This window comes from Lactobacillus sp. M0403 (genome assembly GCF_016101265.1).
Classification (GTDB): Bacteria; Bacillota; Bacilli; order Lactobacillales; family Lactobacillaceae; genus Lactobacillus; species Lactobacillus apis.
Window position 1 is genome coordinate 296,422 of record NZ_JACFQV010000002.1, and the last position, 16,188, is coordinate 312,609.

The 16,188-nt window shown below is 35.0% G+C and carries 17 protein-coding genes; 12 read left to right on the top strand and 5 right to left on the bottom strand.

What is annotated here, in order from left to right; all coding sequences use genetic code 11:
• The first annotated feature begins 226 nt into the window (after nt 1-226).
• Genes glyQ through rpoD form a run of 4 tightly spaced genes read left to right on the top strand, consistent with a single transcriptional unit; the run spans nt 227 to nt 6,172 of the window.
• Nucleotides 227-1,144: a glycine--tRNA ligase subunit alpha gene (gene glyQ / locus H3T48_RS03970; protein WP_074425307.1), complete on the top strand. Its 918-nt coding sequence runs from the start codon at nt 227-229 to the stop codon at nt 1,142-1,144.
• Nucleotides 1,137-3,206 carry a glycine--tRNA ligase subunit beta gene (gene glyS / locus H3T48_RS03975; protein ID WP_198188601.1) on the top strand — a complete coding sequence of 690 codons (2,070 nt, stop codon included), beginning with the start codon at nt 1,137-1,139 and terminating at the stop codon, nt 3,204-3,206. The genes glyQ and glyS overlap by 8 nt, the downstream gene beginning before the upstream one ends.
• A gap of 21 nt (nt 3,207-3,227) precedes the next feature.
• On the top strand, nt 3,228-5,051 hold the full coding sequence (dnaG, locus tag H3T48_RS03980) for a DNA primase (protein ID WP_198188602.1): 1,824 nt from the start codon (nt 3,228-3,230) through the stop codon (nt 5,049-5,051).
• Nucleotides 5,051-6,172: an RNA polymerase sigma factor RpoD gene (rpoD, locus tag H3T48_RS03985; protein ID WP_074425311.1), complete on the top strand. Its 1,122-nt coding sequence runs from the start codon at nt 5,051-5,053 to the stop codon at nt 6,170-6,172. Before dnaG ends, rpoD begins: the two co-directional genes overlap by 1 nt.
• A 70-nt stretch (nt 6,173-6,242) precedes the next feature.
• Here the strand turns inward: rpoD and H3T48_RS03990 are convergent, their stop codons facing one another.
• From H3T48_RS03990 to H3T48_RS04000, 3 genes are read right to left on the bottom strand one after another with little or no spacing between them, the layout of a single operon-like run.
• The gene (locus H3T48_RS03990; protein WP_198188603.1) at nt 6,243-7,448 is read right to left on the bottom strand and encodes a CPBP family intramembrane glutamic endopeptidase; all 1,206 of its coding nucleotides are present in this window, start codon (nt 7,446-7,448) and stop codon (nt 6,243-6,245) included.
• 12 nt (nt 7,449-7,460) lie between these two features.
• On the bottom strand, nt 7,461-7,901 hold the full coding sequence (locus H3T48_RS03995; protein ID WP_162542501.1) for an 8-oxo-dGTP diphosphatase: 441 nt from the start codon (nt 7,899-7,901) through the stop codon (nt 7,461-7,463).
• A gap of 51 nt (nt 7,902-7,952) precedes the next feature.
• The gene (locus H3T48_RS04000) at nt 7,953-8,267 is read right to left on the bottom strand and encodes a hypothetical protein (RefSeq protein ID WP_198188604.1); all 315 of its coding nucleotides are present in this window, start codon (nt 8,265-8,267) and stop codon (nt 7,953-7,955) included.
• A gap of 142 nt (nt 8,268-8,409) precedes the next feature.
• Here H3T48_RS04000 and H3T48_RS04005 point away from each other — a divergent pair, with 142 nt between their 5' ends.
• The 8 genes from H3T48_RS04005 to H3T48_RS04040 all read left to right on the top strand — a co-directional run bounded on the left by H3T48_RS04005 (nt 8,410) and on the right by H3T48_RS04040 (nt 15,206).
• Nucleotides 8,410-9,096 (top strand): class I SAM-dependent methyltransferase, encoded by a 687-nt coding sequence (locus H3T48_RS04005; RefSeq protein WP_198188678.1) that lies wholly within the window; start codon nt 8,410-8,412, stop codon nt 9,094-9,096.
• Complete coding sequence (locus H3T48_RS04010) at nt 9,089-9,886, top strand: Nif3-like dinuclear metal center hexameric protein (protein WP_198188605.1); 798 nt, start codon at nt 9,089-9,091, stop codon at nt 9,884-9,886. The genes H3T48_RS04005 and H3T48_RS04010 overlap by 8 nt, the downstream gene beginning before the upstream one ends.
• Before the next feature lie 14 nt (nt 9,887-9,900).
• Entirely contained in the window at nt 9,901-11,145 is a 1,245-nt protein-coding gene (pepT, locus tag H3T48_RS04015; protein ID WP_198188606.1) for a peptidase T, read from the top strand.
• A gap of 370 nt (nt 11,146-11,515) precedes the next feature.
• Nucleotides 11,516-11,869 (top strand): GntR family transcriptional regulator, encoded by a 354-nt coding sequence (locus H3T48_RS04020; RefSeq protein ID WP_046306922.1) that lies wholly within the window; start codon nt 11,516-11,518, stop codon nt 11,867-11,869.
• 11 nt (nt 11,870-11,880) lie between these two features.
• Entirely contained in the window at nt 11,881-12,585 is a 705-nt protein-coding gene (locus tag H3T48_RS04025; RefSeq protein ID WP_198188607.1) for an ATP-binding cassette domain-containing protein, read from the top strand.
• A complete protein-coding gene (locus H3T48_RS04030; RefSeq protein WP_198188608.1) occupies nt 12,585-13,406 on the top strand; it encodes a hypothetical protein in 822 nt (273 codons plus the stop codon). Before H3T48_RS04025 ends, H3T48_RS04030 begins: the two co-directional genes overlap by 1 nt.
• Nucleotides 13,407-13,635: 229 nt before the next feature.
• Nucleotides 13,636-14,340: an ABC transporter ATP-binding protein gene (locus H3T48_RS04035; protein ID WP_187157935.1), complete on the top strand. Its 705-nt coding sequence runs from the start codon at nt 13,636-13,638 to the stop codon at nt 14,338-14,340.
• Nucleotides 14,340-15,206, top strand: a complete 867-nt coding sequence (locus H3T48_RS04040; RefSeq protein ID WP_198188609.1) for a hypothetical protein — start codon at nt 14,340-14,342, stop codon at nt 15,204-15,206. Before H3T48_RS04035 ends, H3T48_RS04040 begins: the two co-directional genes overlap by 1 nt.
• A 71-nt stretch (nt 15,207-15,277) precedes the next feature.
• Here H3T48_RS04040 and H3T48_RS04045 read toward each other — a convergent pair whose 3' ends face one another.
• Together H3T48_RS04045 and lepB are read right to left on the bottom strand one after the other, a co-directional pair.
• Nucleotides 15,278-15,469 carry an LBP_cg2779 family protein gene (locus tag H3T48_RS04045; RefSeq protein WP_109715510.1) on the bottom strand — a complete coding sequence of 64 codons (192 nt, stop codon included), beginning with the start codon at nt 15,467-15,469 and terminating at the stop codon, nt 15,278-15,280.
• Between the two features lie 61 nt (nt 15,470-15,530).
• Nucleotides 15,531-16,109: a signal peptidase I gene (gene lepB / locus H3T48_RS04050; RefSeq protein WP_046306911.1), complete on the bottom strand. Its 579-nt coding sequence runs from the start codon at nt 16,107-16,109 to the stop codon at nt 15,531-15,533.
• Nucleotides 16,110-16,188 lie beyond the last annotated feature (79 nt).

Genomic DNA, 16,188 nt, shown 5'->3' on the forward strand with positions numbered 1-16,188 from the left:
AATATGATTATGGTAAAATACTATTGTATTTTGACGAAGATGAGGATTAAAAAAAGTACCAGTAAAGCGAATGTTAGATAGTGGAAGGACATCTGGGAAACGGCACCTCTAGTCAAACTAATTAAGAGCAGGGAAATATCCCTGAATTAGGGTGGAACCGCGATAAATCGTCCCTATGCAGTGTTGCATAGGCTTTTTTTATGGCCTGATGCAGGGAGGAAGAAAAATGGCACAGAAAAAAATAACAATTCAAGACATGATTTTTAAATTAGAAGAGTTTTGGTCTTCTAAGGGATGTATGGTAATGCCATCTTACGATGTTGAAAAAGGTGCTGGTACCATGAGTCCATATACTTTCTTAAGGGCTGTTGGACCTGAACCATGGGCTGCATGTTATGTTGAGCCTTCTAGACGTCCCGCAGATGGACGCTATGGTGACAATCCTAACCGTTTATTTCAACACCACCAATTCCAAGTAGTTATCAAACCTGCTCCTGACCAAATTCAGCAATACTACTTAGATAGTCTTAAGGTTTTGGGTATTAATCCATTAGAGCATGATATTCGTTTTGTTGAGGATAACTGGGAAAACCCATCAATGGGTTGTGCTGGTGTTGGTTGGGAAGTCTGGCTTGACGGAATGGAAGTAAGTCAATTTACTTATTTCCAAACTGTTGGTGAACTTGACGTTAAACCAACTATGAGTGAAATTACATATGGTGTTGAAAGACTTGCTTCCTATATTCAAGATGTAAACTCCGTTTTTGACTTGGAATGGGGAAATGGCGTTTTATACCGTGACATCTTTAAAGAAGCAGAATACGAAAACTCTAAATATGCTTTTGAAGAATCTAATCAAGATGACTTGTTGAAGTTCTTTGACGTGTACGAAAGAACAGCGAAAGAACTAATCAAGTTAAATCTAGTTCAACCAGCTTACGACTATATTTTGAAGTGCTCACATACCTTTAATTTGCTAGACGCTCGGGGAGCAGTCTCTGTTACAGAACGTGCAGGATATTTAGCTAGAATTAGAAATATGGCCCATGAAGTGGCTGTATGCTTTGTTGAAGAACGAGAAAAAAGAGGCTTCCCTTTACTGAAAAGCGCAGAAGACAAGAAAGCGGGGCTTGAAAATGACTAAAGACTATTTATTTGAAATTGGAACAGAAGAAATGCCAGCACATGTTGTTGCAAAAAGCGTTAAACAACTTGCTGACAGAACTCAAAAGTTCTTGAAAGAAAATGGCTTAAAGTTTAAGGATATCAAAACTTTTTCTACACCACGTCGATTAACTATTTTGGTTGAGGATTTGGCTGAAAAGCAAGAAGATATTGATGAAATAAAAAAGGGACCTGCTAAGAAAATTGCTTTGGATCAAGATAAAAATTGGACCAAGGCAGCTCAAGGTTTCGTTCGTGGTCAAAATATGACTACTGATGATATTTACTTTGAAGAACTAAAAGGGACAGAATATGCATATGTCCATGTCCAAAAAGAAGGTAGGAAAGCTACTGACATTCTTTTAGGAATGAGTGACATTATTAAGGCAATGACTTTCCCAACTAAAATGCGTTGGGGCGATTCAAATGACTTTGAATTTGTTCGACCAATTCACTGGTTGGTTTCTTTGCTTGGCAATGAGGTCGTTCCTGTTCAAATTCTTGATATCACTGCAGGTCGAAAGACTGAAGGCCACCGCTTTTTGGGTGATTCAGTTGTTTTAGCCAATGCTGATGATTATGAAGATGCTTTAAGAGATCAATTTGTCATTGCTGACGCTAAAAAGCGTAAAGAAATGATAGTTGATCAAATGAATGAGCTGGTTAAACAAAACAATTGGAAAATCAAGATGGATGCTAACTTACTCGAAGAAGTAACCAATTTGGTTGAATATCCAACTGTCTTTGCTGGCTCCTTTGATAAAAAGTATCTTGAAATGCCTCAAGAAGTATTAATTACTTCAATGAAGGATAACCAACGTTATTTTGAAGTTTATAATCAAGATACCCAATTAATTAATCATTTTATTTCTGTACGAAATGGAAATAAGGATTACTTAGAGAATGTTATTTCCGGGAACGAAAAAGTTTTAGTTGCTAGATTAGATGACGCACAATTTTTCTACGATGAAGACCGTAAATACCCTCTTAGTCATTTTGTTGACAAGCTTAAGAATGTTTCTTTCCATGACAAAATTGGTTCTATGTCTGAAAAAATGGAACGTGTACGTATAATTGGTGACTACCTCGCAAAACAATGGAATCTTGATGAACAAACTATCAAGGACTTTGATCGTGCTAGTGAATTGTATAAATTTGATCTTGTAACTCAAATGGTTGGCGAATTTGCTGAATTACAAGGTGTAATGGGTATGCACTATGCAAAACTTGCCGGTGAAAAAGATGATGTTGCGGTTGCAATCAAAGAACATTACATGCCAACCACTTCGGAAGGTGAGTTGCCACAAACTGTAGTAGGTTCATTACTTTCAGTTGCTGACAAACTTGATACAATCATCACTTTCTTTGCTGTAGATATGATTCCAACTTCATCTAATGATCCTTACGCATTACGTCGTTACGCCTATGGAATTGTACGTATTTTAATTAATCAAAAGTGGTCATTAGCTTTCAACAAGGTTTTGCCTGAACTTGTTTCTGCATTGAATGGAAAAACACCGGCTAAATTACCTAAGTCGGATGAAAAAGAAGCAGAAATTGCATCCTTTATCCGTGATCGGATTAACCAGTATCTGACTAAAAACAACTACAAATATGACATTATCGATGCAGTACTTGCATCAAGTCAACAGGATCCAATTCAAATTTTGGCAGCGGCTAATGTCTTGCAGTTACATCATGATGATGAGCAGTTTAGACCTGTTGTTGAAAGTCTAATTAGAATCAATAATATTTTGAAAAAGGCTAAGCATAAAGGAAATAATGTCGTTAATCCAGACTTGTTTGTTAACGAGAGTGAAAAAGAACTTTACTCTGGCGTGAACAATTTGCAAGACTTAACTGATTTAACGCAGCTTTATGATGGTTTTGTTAAATTGCAACCGATTATCAATTTCTACTTTGAAAACAATATGATTTTGGATAAGGATGAAGCGATTAAGAATAACCGATTAAATCAATTAGGTGCAGTGGCACAACTTGCTGAACATTTAGGTGACTTAAGTAAGTTAGTCATTAAATAATTTATCAAAGTAGGTGAAAAGATGGCTGGATTGATACCTGAAGAGACGATTAGCAAGGTACGTGAGAACGTCAATATTGTTAATGTCATCAGTCAATACGTTTCACTAGAAAAAAAGGGAAAAGATTATATTGGTCTTTGCCCATTCCACGAAGAAAAAACACCTTCCTTTACAGTCAATGAAGGAAAACAATTCTTCAAGTGCTTTGGTTGTGGTAAAGGCGGCAATGTTTTTACCTTCTTAATGGAAAAAGAAAATTTAACTTTTCCGGAAAGCGTGCAAAAGGTTGCTAATTTTGCACATATTGAAATTGGTGAATATGGTCAACAAAAGCCAAAATATTCCAATATTTTAATTAAAATAAATGAGGAAGCTGCTGATTTTTATCATCGGGTTTTAGTTTCAACTAATGCTGGTAAACGTGGGCTTGAATATGCACGTGAAAGAGATTTGAGTGATGAGATTTTAAATCACTTTCGTATCGGGTACGCACCGAAACAGAATAATCTTCTCTTAACGTATTTACGTGGTAAGGACTATCGCGATGAAGATTTATTAGCAAGTGGTTTATTTGTTCAGTCTAAAAGTGGTGAGATGTTCGATCGCTTTAGAGATCGATTAATGTTTACTCTTACAAATGAGGGCGACTATGCAGTAGGCTTTTCAGGCAGGCGGTTATCAACGGATAAAACTGAGGCAAAGTATATCAATAGTCCTGAGACAAAAGTTTTTGAGAAATCACAAGTTCTATTTCATTTCTCAGAGGCGAAAAAGGCGGCTAGATCTGAAAATCACTTAGTTTTGTATGAAGGATACATGGACGTAATTGCAGCATATAAAGCTGGTGTAAAGTCAGGTATTGCGTCAATGGGTACAAGCTTAACTGACCAACAAGTTTACATGTTGAAACGAATCACTAAGAATATCATTATTAATTATGATGGTGATGATCCAGGAGTGCATGCGGAAGAACGGGCAGTTAAACTGTTTAATAAAGCTGGTGGCTTTGACTTGGGTGTTGTTGTTCTACCAGAAAAACTTGATCCTGATGAATATGTTCAAAAATATGGTGTTGAAAAATATCAAGAACAGATCAAAGGCGCATTAACACCGACTGACTTTTTCTTAAAGCGACTTGCTAAGAAATATAACTTAGATAATGATCGCCAGAAGCTTGCATATCTTGACGAAGCTATGCAAGAAATTGCACAGCTCTCAAATCCAGTTGAACAAGATTTATATCTGGATAGAATTGCTCAGCAGCAAAATGTTTCTAAAGATTCATTAAAAGTGAATTTGCTAAAATATCGTCGTCAATTTAATACTGCTAAGCAACATACAAGCGGACAAATTCCAAATGAAACAGAATTTCAACAAGATGACGGTCCAGCACCAGAGTATCATCAAGATATTGCTATTAAGAATGATCCAGTCCAAACAAGGCTATTGTACTTATTCATTCATTCGGAGCATGCTCGCGATTATCTTTTGCAGAACAAGTTCTTATTTCCTGATTCCGATTATCAAAAATTAGCGGAATTATGGTTAAATTTCAGCGAAACTCATGAAAAACCGACAGTAAATAGTTTTTTAAATTTTATTCCTGAACAACTTCAAGGTATAATAGTTAATGCCGAAATGGCAGATATGCCGCAGGATTTTTCAGACCGTGAGATTTGTGAACAAATCTATGCTTTAGAAATGCGTCAAGTTGACAAACAACTGAATAAGTTGATGAATGAACTTCAAGATGCAAAGAGAACTATGGATACGGACAAAATAATGTCTATTACGCAACAAATTTTACAGTTAAAGAGAATTCAAGGGCAGAGGGGGGCTTTATAGTGACAGAAAAGAAAAGCACTAGCGAAAAAGAACAACCATCTTTAGATAAAGTAGTACAAGAGGTTGTTAAAGCGGTTAAGAAAGATAAATCAATTACTGAAACTGAATTTGTTAATCGTTTGGTTAAGCCCTATGATTTAGAGGGAAAAGCAGTCGATCAATTAGTTCAAGAGTTTGAAGATAACGGCATCAGTATAGTTGATGAAAATGGTGATCCATCCAAACTAGCTTTGAAGAAGCAAAAAGATGTTGAAAAGGCTGAACTAAAAGATATGTCAGCCCCTTCAAGCGTCAGGATGAACGATCCAGTAAGAATGTACTTGAAGGAAATTGGACGTGTTCCACTTCTTAACGCAGATCAGGAAATTGCTCTTGCAAAACGAATTGAAAAAGGCGACGAAGAGGCTAAGCAAGAATTAGCTGAGGCTAACTTACGTTTAGTTGTCTCAATTGCAAAACGCTATGTTGGTCGTGGTATGTCATTCCTTGACTTAATTCAAGAAGGAAACATGGGTCTAATGAAAGCCGTTGACAAGTTTGATTACAGTCTTGGCTTTAAGTTTTCGACTTATGCTACTTGGTGGATTCGTCAAGCCATTACTCGTGCAATTGCTGATCAGGCTCGAACAATTAGAATTCCAGTTCACATGGTTGAAACAATCAATAAGCTGATTAGAATTCAAAGACAATTGTTGCAAGACTTAGGTCGTGAGCCAACTCCAGAAGAAATTGGTGCTGAAATGGATATGCCAACTTCTAAAGTGCGCGACATACTAAAAATTGCTCAAGAACCTGTTTCTTTGGAAACACCAATTGGTGAAGAAGATGATTCCCATTTAGGCGACTTTATTAAAGACAAAGATGCAACTAGTCCTGAACAACATGCTTCATATGAGATGCTCAAGGAGCAGCTAGAAGAGGTACTCGATACTTTAACAGATCGTGAAGAAAATGTTCTACGCTTGCGTTTTGGTCTTGATGATGGTCGGACAAGGACTCTTGAAGAAGTTGGTAAGGTTTTTGGCGTCACAAGAGAGAGAATCAGGCAAATTGAAGCAAAAGCACTACGTAAGTTGCGTCATCCGAGTCGTTCAAATCAGTTGCGTGATTTCTTAGATTAAATAGCTAAACAAAAAGACAAGTTTTTTTGAAATCTTGTCTTTTTTATTATAACCGTATACTCCATAAGTATCAGCTATCAGCTAATCCCCATTGCTTCATGTTGTATTCAATAACACTTTTGCGTTTACCTGATAATAAGAAAACTGAAAAAGCTAGATAAACTAAGGTTGTTAAGATTAAATACTGCCATTCAAAATCAGTGGGGTTAGTCATGACAGTAGTACCAGAAGCCAAGAAAACTAGGATATCAAAAACTGCATGGTAGCCTATATTTATGAAAAAAGATCCAGTATAAAGATAAATTGATGCAAAAGCAATACCAGCTACACTTGCATCAATCATTTGTAAAATTGTAGCCGGTAGTGGCTGCTCTATTAGGTTAACAATATGGAGTGCTCCAAAAATCAAACCGTCTAATACAACCGCCCATGAGATTTGATGTTGAGCATTTTTAAAAGTTTTGAGTAAAATGCTTAAAACACAAAAACGCATCAACCATTCTTCAGCTACACCGGCTTCTATGCCTCTGCAAACGAGCTTTATCATATGTTTTGTAGTAATCTGAAAATTCCAGCTCGTGAGCAGTTGCCCCCAGTTACCTGCTTCATTAAAAGCATTAAACACGCAGTCAACAAAAATAAATAAAGATATAAACGCTAGAACTGCATATTTAGCTCTTGAACTCAATCTCAAGCCAGGGGCTTGATAGCCCCATTTATTCATGACAACCACTGAAGTGATTACAAAACAAATTGCCCCAGTAACTTCAGTTTTATTAAGCATTTGTAGCAAAGAAGGGGAGCTGTTCATAGTCAACATTCCCGGTATAGCAAGTATCAGACTTGAGAATAATAATAAAGTTATGATTTGCCCAATTACACTGCTTATTTTTCCCCAGGAAAGTTCTGCCATAGGAACTAGCAGAACTAGTTCATACAGAGTAAGTGGAATTATCAGCCAGATAAGGTTCTTAGTATTAAAAACTTTGATAAAATCTGCTCCGATTGCAAGGAGTACTAAAAAGCATATTTGGATATTAACGGCTTGAAAATAATGATTAAATTGGACTATTTTTCTCGTAGGATGTTTTTCGCATAGAAGAGTTAGTTGTAGAGATACCAGTATGAACAAAACTGATAGAACTACCACAGCCTCATTTTTACTTTTGGTCAGGGGCTTGATTTTAAAAAATAGCACAAGCGCCACAATGATCAAAATTTCTTGAACTATTATTTGTCCTAGGTGCCAACGCTTAATTGCTTGTTCAGAAGGCATTTCAAATTCTCCTTAAAATAATTCATCTCGGCTATCATCCAAGATATGCTCATCAATATCGTCGTTAAAGTATACAAGTAAGTCACGATCAAAATTATAGGCCAATTGATGATTTAGCAGTTCTTCTTTCGTCATCCATACTAAGTTTCCTTCATGAGAAGCTTTTACAGTGCCTGTAAACTCTGTAGCAATATAGAAAAAAACTAAATAACGATGATCGTTTTCATCGAAAAATTGCTTAATACCACTAAGACGTGGATTTTTAATGTCGAGATTGGTTTCTTCTTTAACCTCACGAACAACAGAATCATAAAAAGACTCATGTGCTTCAACATGTCCACCCGGAAAAGTTAAACCCGGCCAGGAGGGATCATTTCGATCAATGACTAAAATTTGTTCGCCTTTTTTAATCATACACATATTTGTTAAAGTAACTGGTTCTGTTCGATCCAAATTTAGAATCCTCCATCTTTTTAAAACTACTTAAATTTGCGTTCTTTAAAGCTACTTCCCAAAAGGATGAAATGGAAAGTTTTTGCCATTGATATTAATTGTTTGGCTGTTGCTGTCACTGATAATCTTTCCTTTTACAGTATTAGATGTGGACAGGTCGGATTTTTTCAAAGGAACATTAGTCCAAATTGCCCTTAAATCTGCTCCGTTATCAGTGCTCTGCATATTATTTCTGAACAAATCAGGCTGTAGAATTTCTGGAGGTACAGCGACGTTAACCGAAGTAGGCATTACTGGCTGAATTAATTTTCTATTTAACTGATCTCGAATAAAGGGCTTGAGTTTATGAGTCTCTGATTTATTCATTCAAAAAAGTCCTCTCATTACAAAATTACGATATTTTTATTATAAATCTTTTATCAATGAAAAATACAGCGGTTTCTAACTATTTTGAACAAAGAGCGGTAAGTGTATGCTAAAATTTTATACATGGAAAGTAGGTCGAAAAGTGAATTTACGTTTAAACAAACTCGCAACCATGGTAGATCAAGATGCGCGAATTGCAGATATTGGTACAGATCACGCATACTTACCAATTGAATTAGTCAAATCAGGCAAGGTCAATTTTGCAATTGCTAGTGATATTGGAAAAGGACCGCTTGATAATGCAAAACAGGATATTAAAGAGGCTGGCTTAGAAGGAAAAATAGAAACTCGTCTAGGCGCTGGACTAGAAACCATCTCAGCCAAAGACAACATTGATACTATAGTGATTGCTGGCATGGGCGGCAACTTGATGAGTCAGATTTTAAATGATGCCTTAGTTAACAAAAAAATGAGTTTCGACACCTTAATTCTTGAACCAAATGTTGGAGAATATGGTGTTCGTAAATGGTTGATGCAGCACAGCTATCAGATTGTCGATGAACAAATTGTGGCTGAAGCCGGTCATACATATGAACTGATTAAGGCTAAAAAAACTGAATCAAATATCCCATTAACTGAAAAAGAATTATATTTTGGTCCAATCTTAATTAAGACTAAAAATCAGACTTTTACTAATAAATGGATAGGTCAGCTAAAGTACCAACAAAATTTGTTAGTTAATTTAAATAAGGCAAAAAATAAAGATATGTCTCATATAAAACAGGTTCAAGAACAGATTGAAATGATCAAAGGAGAACTAAATGACTAAAGTTAAAGACCTAGTGAAAGTTTTAAACGATTTCTTTCCTGAAAAAATTGCAAGTGCTGGTGATCCCGTTGGCATTCAAATTGGTTCTTTAGAGCAATCAGTTACCAAGGTTATGACCACGTTAGATGTTCGACCACAAGTTGTTGAAGAAGCAATAAAAGAGCATGTTGATCTAATTATCAGCCATCATCCTTTAATGTTTAGACCTGCACCTAACTTAAACTTTGCCGATCCACAAAATGAAATGTATGGCAAAATAATTGCTAACGGCATTACTGTCTATTCAATTCATACTAATTCTGATAAAGCTCAAGATGGGTCTAGCGATTGGCAGGCAGAAGAATTAGGTTTGACTGATGTACAACCTTTTTGTCTAGATAGTGACGGCATTGCTATTGGACGAAAAGGCAAGCTGCCTGAACCGCTCTCTGCAATTGATTTTGCATATTATGTAAAAAAGAAAATGAATATCAAAATGGTTAGATTGATTACTGCTGATAACCAGCAACAAATTTCAACTGTTTCACTTATTTGCGGAGATGGGGGTAAGTACTGGCACCAAGCAGTTACTGAAAAGATAGATGCCTTTATAACCGGAGACGTTTATTATCATACTGGTCACGATATGATTTCTTCAGGAATAACAGTAATTGATCCTGGGCACTATACAGAAAAATTATTTAAGGATAAAATATATGAAAAGTTAATTAAATGGAATGAAGAAAATAATTGGAATGTTAATGTTATTAAGTCACATGTTTCAACTAACCCATTCCAAGATTTAGTTTAAATAAAGGAGTTTTTATGGAATACCCAAATTTATTACCCAGATTTTTAAAATATGTAAAAGTTAACTCGCGTTCGGATGAGCACTCAGACCGTTTTCCATCCACTAAGCGTCAAGAAGACTTCCAAAAAGAAGTTGTAATGAAGGATTTAGAGGATTTGGGCTTAAGTGATGTACATTACAACCAAAAATCCGGCTGTGTAATCGCTGAAATTCCTTCAAATATTGATTATGAAGTTCCAGTAATGGGTTTTCTAGCACATTGTGATACGGCAGATTTCAATGCGGAAAATGTTCGCCCACAAGTCCATGAAAACTATGATGGTAAATCAAAAATTCAATTAGGTGATTCTGATTTTTACTTGGATCCTGAGGTTTTCCCTAATCTCAAAAAATATGCCGGTAAAACGCTTATTACTACATCAGGTGATACATTGCTAGGTGGAGATGACAAGTGTGGTGTCAGTGAAGTAGTAACTCTAGCTGAATATTTGATGAATCATCCAGAAGTTAAGCATGGAAAAATTCGTTTGGCCTTTACACCTGATGAAGAAATTGGTACTGGTGCGCCTCACTTTGACATTGATGAGTTTGGTGCAGACTTCGGGTATACACTTGATGGGGCTGCTCCAGGTAAGCTTGACTGGGGAACTTTCTCAGCAGCAACATTTACACTTAACATTCAAGGAGTAAATGTTCACCCATCAGTTGCTAAAAATCAGATGATCAGTGCAATCCAAATAGGTATTAACTTCCAAAATCAACTCCCAGCAGACGAAGTACCAGAAAAAACTGATGGACGACAAGGCTTCTTCCATTTAACTGATTTCCAGGGAACAGTTGATAATGCATACCTTGAGTACATTATCCGTGACTTTGAACGTGATGGTCTTGAGCGTCGTAAAAACTTGGTTAAAGACATTGTCACTAAAATGAATGATGAATTTGGTACTGAGAGAATCAAATTAACAATGAGAGATCAATATTACAATATGGCAGATGAGCTTGAAAAACACATGGATGTTGTCAACTTAGCAAGAGATGCATATCGTAAAGAAGGATTGACCGAAATCGACGAGGATCCAATTAGAGGTGGTACAGACGGTAGTCAACTGACTTATCGTGGTTTACCATGTCCAAACCTATTCTCAGGTCAAGAAAACATGCATGGTCGTTACGAATACACTGTTTTAGAATCAATGTACAAAGCAGTTGACGTTATGATCAGAATGGTCGAAATGAACGCAACAAATAATAAATAGTGAAACAAAAAAGGTTAGAAAAGCACTTTCTCTAAAATTAACTTAAATGAGATAAGTGCTTTTATATCAATGATAATTACTGTTGGGTAATACCAGCTTAATTATGCACATCTACTCTAATAATCAAAAAATGCCGATTAAAACGTTGCTATTAATGAGTTAATCGGCTTTTTTGTTTGAAATTAAGTAAAAATGCAGAGTCGTGGAACACTGAAAAAATAATAAGACTCTTATAAACGATCAATAAGAACATAAAATTGCTTTTTAGAAGTATTTATTAGGAAGAAATAAAAAAGATTGCACTAACATATAAACTGCGGTATTATTACAGTGTATTAGAAATGTGATACAGTAAAAGGATGGTGGATTTGTGGAATTCAAGGATAATATTCCCATTTATCTGCAAATCAAGCAATATCTATATCGTCAAATTGTTACCGGCGAATTAAAGCCAGGACAGAAAATTCCTTCTGTGCGTGAACTAGCAGTTCAATTGACTGTTAATGTGAACACGGTACAAAGAGCTTTGCAACAAATGAACGTAGAGGGGATTTTGTATACTAAGCGCGGAGAAGGTAATTTTGTTACCGAAGATACAGACTTGCTTGAAAAGACAAAACAGGAATTGATTAATGATGAGCTAAATAAATTTGTTCAAAGTATGAATGATTTGGGTGTGTCAAATGATCAAATTCATGATATCTTATCAGCTTATTTAAAGTAGGGGAATAGTTAATGAGCAATCTCTTAGAAATTGAAAATTTAACATATAGAAAGAACCTAAAAGTAATTCTTAAAGATATCAATTTAAACTTAAAGCATGGCAAAATTGTTGCTCTTTTAGGCGAAAATGGAGCTGGTAAAACAACATTGATGCGCATAATCGCAGGAATTAATAAGAATTTTCGCGGTATGGTTGCGATTGATGGAGTTCAATCTGTTACGGACCGTAAAAGGGTCATTTCTTTCTCTGACAGTTTGTCAGGATTTAAGGAAAGTACTAAAGTTGCGAAAATAATTAATTTTTACGAATATCTTTATGATGATTTTGACAAAAATAAATTTAAGCAGCTACAAAAGTTCATGAGATTAAATGAAAACTTACGTCTGTCTGAAATGTCAAAGGGTATGCGTGAAAAGCTAATTATTGCTTTGACTTTTTCACGTCAAGCAGAACTCTATTTACTTGACGAACCTTTCTCTGGAATTGACGCGATGGCTCGAAAAAAAATTATTAGTTCAATTATTCTATGGAAAGCGGATGAAGCAACTATTCTAATCTCTGATCATTTCGTTAACGAAATTGCTTCTATGCTTGACGAAGTTGTTGTTGTAAAAGATAAAACAATCTACTGTCACAAATCAACTGAAGAAATACGTGAGAGTAATCAAAGCATCGAAGAATTTTATGAAAACATATATGGAGAGGGTGAAGAATAATGTTCGGTCGGCTTTTTGCTACTTTATTTACACGAAAAATTAAGAAGGCTAACTACGTACTGCTTGTCCAATTAATTGCAGCCATAGCAATTACTGTACTTAGTTTTACTACGAGTGGACATGTTTATTTTGGAAGGCAAGATTTAGGGGTTTTTCCATCGTTTTTCATGTTTGTCCTCTTTTTCTCCTTTATTGCAGCATTAGCTTTATACTGCATAACTTGTAATGAAAATGAGGCAATTAACGTAAACCAATCTTTGCGGTTATTGCCAATCTCTGATTCAAAGTATTATTTGGATAATATCTTTACTTCAATTGCAACATTAGCATATTTTGCATGTTTAGAAGCCATTGGTATAGGTATTAGTTTTTTGTTGGCCTTTCAATTTGATGGCACATTTCATTCAGAAGTTATGACATCGTATGAAAAAAGTAGTTTTGTTTTCAATGTTGAAGATTTTATTGTTGTTATCCAGTCACTAATCTTACTTGTTTTATTTTGTCTACTCTTTTATTTAATGCTTAGTTTTTTAAACTTCTCCAGCCAAGCAATTATTAGTTTTTTACCAGGATCAATTAAAAACAAGTCTTTGTTGGGGTTCATCCGCGTTTTTCTAGTGTTCATTCTCATATGGGCATTAGTCAAAGGAATCCGAGCTCTAACGCCTATTTTTGATGCACCATTTGCAGTCTTTTTTCAATCAACGTCGTCAAATGAGTTATTGGAGCCAATTTCAATATTCATTTGCTTTGACTTGCTTTTCATTGCCATTAATTTGTTTTTATTCAATCAATATATTGAGCCAAAAGAAAAGAAATAACTATCAAACTACTCATTAAGAATATTAGTGAGTAGTTTTTTGTTAAAAAGGATTGCATGGCAGATTTTTTTAGTCTATCATAATAGTGTAATAGAAATATAATACAGTATAAACAGCTGATTTGATCTCCAAATTGAATTATCTCAGGGTATGAAGATTGACAAACGTACTCTTATAAAGCAAAAGATTTAGTTGTTAATAAAGTGTATTAGAACTAGGAGCGAACTTAATGGGAAATCTACTAGAAATCAAAGATTTGACGTATCGAAAAAATCAAAAAACGATCTTAAATAATGTCAATCTAACATTGGGACCAGGAAAAATTGTTGCACTATTAGGAGAAAATGGTGCAGGAAAAACTACTTTGATGCGTATTATTGATAGCATGGCTAAAAATTATCATGGCACTGTAATGGTAGCAGGAGAAGATAATGAAGTTGAAAGGAAAAAGCACATATCCTTTACTGATAATTTATCTGGATTTTCTGAAAATACAAAAGTAGAACAAATTAGCAAATTCTATGAAGTTATTTACCAAGATTTTGATGTAAATGAATTCGAACAGCTACGCGGTTTTATGAAAATTGATTCTGAGATGCGCCTTTCTGAAATGTCAAAAGGGATGCGTGAAAAACTAGTTATTGCACTAACATTTTCGCGTAAAGTAGATTTATATCTATTAGATGAGCCCTTTTCCGGAATTGATGCGATGGCTCGAAAAAAGATCATTAACTCAATTATTTTATGGAAGGCTAAGGAATCTACTATTTTAGTTTCTGATCACTTTGTTAACGAAATTTCTTCCATGCTAGATGAGGTTGTGATTATTAGAGATCATACTGTATATGAACATTTATCAGCGGATGATATTAGAGCTAAAAATCAGAGCATTGAAGAATACTATGAAGGACTTTATCAGGAGGAAGAAGAATAATGTCACTTTTTAATTGCTGCTTTACTGAACTATTCAAATTAAAAACTAAGAAGCTTAACACCTTGATGCTTTTTCAGATTTTAACTTCAATGGCAATAACCTTTTTTTCTCTGTATAAATTTGAAAATAATCACTTTATCCGCAATACTTATGTAAATGATTTTAATTTCATAACCAACTGGATGACGTCTTTCTTCTTTATTGTTCTTGCTTTTGGATTTATTGCTGTTTGCTTGATAGCAATATTTGCTCAAAGAGTAAACCGCAGTCAAACCTGGCGGCTAATTCCAATGAGCAGCACCAATCTTTACCTTGATAATACGCTTAGTTCATTTGTCTCAATTGTTTATCTCGGAATCTTAGACGTAATTGGACTTTTGCTTTTATTCGGGATGTCGGTACTGACGGATAGTCGTTTCAAAAAGAACGTGATTACAGGTTTCTCCAGTCCTTCAAACGCTATGTCGCAATTATTCAATGAACGAGCTTTCAAAATTTGGGGCTCTATATTACTATTGATTTTAATTACTCTTTTTGTCTTTTTTGTAGTTGATTTTTTAAACTTTTCAAGTCGTGCAATTTTAGAATTTTTACCCACTACAAGCGGTCAAGCTTTTCTCAGAGTCATTTTTATCATAGTCATAGTTGTTGCTTGTTGGGTTGCCTTTAGTGCTAATAGCTTCTTAGCGTCACTTATCGACTTCCCGATAAACTTTCTGTTTAGTAGTATTTTTGGCTATGAGTATAATGATAGGTATGTAGACTTTGGTATTTCACTTATTATCATGTTAGTCTTTGATATCTTTTTATTGATAGCTAATACTTTGATATTCAACTACTTTTTCGAAGCAAGGGAAAAGAAATAGTGTATTTCTCTTCAAACAAAGAAAAATGACCTCAAGCAAAACTTGAGGCCATTTTTTATATTTGTTTTAACTTAACGCTTGGTAGCAAGAAAGTCATACAGTTGATTGATTTCTTCAGGAGTGAATTCACCTTCACCAGCCTTCATTGCATGAATTTTCTCAACCGACAGGTGACTAGCAAATGCTAAATCTGTATCTGTAGTATGATGTTCTGTCTGGTAAGTAATAATTGCATCGGATAATTCTTCTATTTGCTGATTCATAATAAAATCTCCTTTACAATTATTTTAGCCAAAAAACCAAAAAATTCAAAGAAAAGTACTGCTAAAATCCTTGAATTTTATTAAAAGGCCAATATCTGAAGGTAACTTTGCCGACTAGATTTTCTCTTTTTACAGGTCCAAAAATGTGGGAGTCTTTTGAGATATCACGATGATCACCCATTACCCAGTAATAGCCTTTAGGCACTTTATAAGTAAAATTAGTGGTGTATGTATGTCCAGCATCATTGTCCGCTTTTTTGTACTTGTTATTAAGGTATGGTTCAGCTAGTCTCTTGCCATTAATATACATTTTGTCGTTTTTAGAAACGATTTTATCACCCGGCAAACCAATAACACGCTTAATATACATTGCTCCAGGAGTGTCGTTTGCGGCCTTAGGAGCTAATAAAACTACCACATCGTTACGTTTAGGCGTAAAGTTCCGTACCGAAATCAAGCGATCTTTATCTTCAAAAGTTGGCTGCATTGATGGGCCAGAAACTTCATCATTTGAAAGAACGAAGTGGAAGACAAGATAGAAAGCACCAAGAATTACCACCATCATTATGACAACGTCTAGGATGAATTTTCCAAGACTTTCTTCTTCGTTATCTTGCTTTTTTGTTACATTTTTTGCCATAAAATATTCTCCTTTATTCAGTTACCTTTTATTATAACTGAAATCTAGTCACATGAATGGTAAAATCATTGTAGGTATT

Excerpts from the sequence above, each read along its gene's own strand:
- glyQ (WP_074425307.1), top strand. The coding sequence starts at position 227 with ATGGCACAGAAAAAAATAACAATTCAAGACATGATTTTTAAATTAGAA.
- H3T48_RS04000 (WP_198188604.1), bottom strand. The coding sequence starts at position 8,267 with ATGAATAAATCAGAGACTCATAAACTCAAGCCCTTTATTCGAGATCAG.
- H3T48_RS04025 (WP_198188607.1), top strand. The coding sequence starts at position 11,881 with ATGAGCAATCTCTTAGAAATTGAAAATTTAACATATAGAAAGAACCTA.
- glyS (WP_198188601.1), top strand. The coding sequence starts at position 1,137 with ATGACTAAAGACTATTTATTTGAAATTGGAACAGAAGAAATGCCAGCA.
- H3T48_RS03990 (WP_198188603.1), bottom strand. The coding sequence starts at position 7,448 with ATGCCTTCTGAACAAGCAATTAAGCGTTGGCACCTAGGACAAATAATA.
- H3T48_RS04030 (WP_198188608.1), top strand. The coding sequence starts at position 12,585 with ATGTTCGGTCGGCTTTTTGCTACTTTATTTACACGAAAAATTAAGAAG.
- H3T48_RS04045 (WP_109715510.1), bottom strand. The coding sequence starts at position 15,469 with ATGAATCAGCAAATAGAAGAATTATCCGATGCAATTATTACTTACCAG.
- lepB (WP_046306911.1), bottom strand. The coding sequence starts at position 16,109 with ATGGCAAAAAATGTAACAAAAAAGCAAGATAACGAAGAAGAAAGTCTT.
- H3T48_RS04010 (WP_198188605.1), top strand. The coding sequence starts at position 9,089 with ATGACTAAAGTTAAAGACCTAGTGAAAGTTTTAAACGATTTCTTTCCT.
- pepT (WP_198188606.1), top strand. The coding sequence starts at position 9,901 with ATGGAATACCCAAATTTATTACCCAGATTTTTAAAATATGTAAAAGTT.
- H3T48_RS04035 (WP_187157935.1), top strand. The coding sequence starts at position 13,636 with ATGGGAAATCTACTAGAAATCAAAGATTTGACGTATCGAAAAAATCAA.
- dnaG (WP_198188602.1), top strand. The coding sequence starts at position 3,228 with ATGGCTGGATTGATACCTGAAGAGACGATTAGCAAGGTACGTGAGAAC.
- H3T48_RS04040 (WP_198188609.1), top strand. The coding sequence starts at position 14,340 with ATGTCACTTTTTAATTGCTGCTTTACTGAACTATTCAAATTAAAAACT.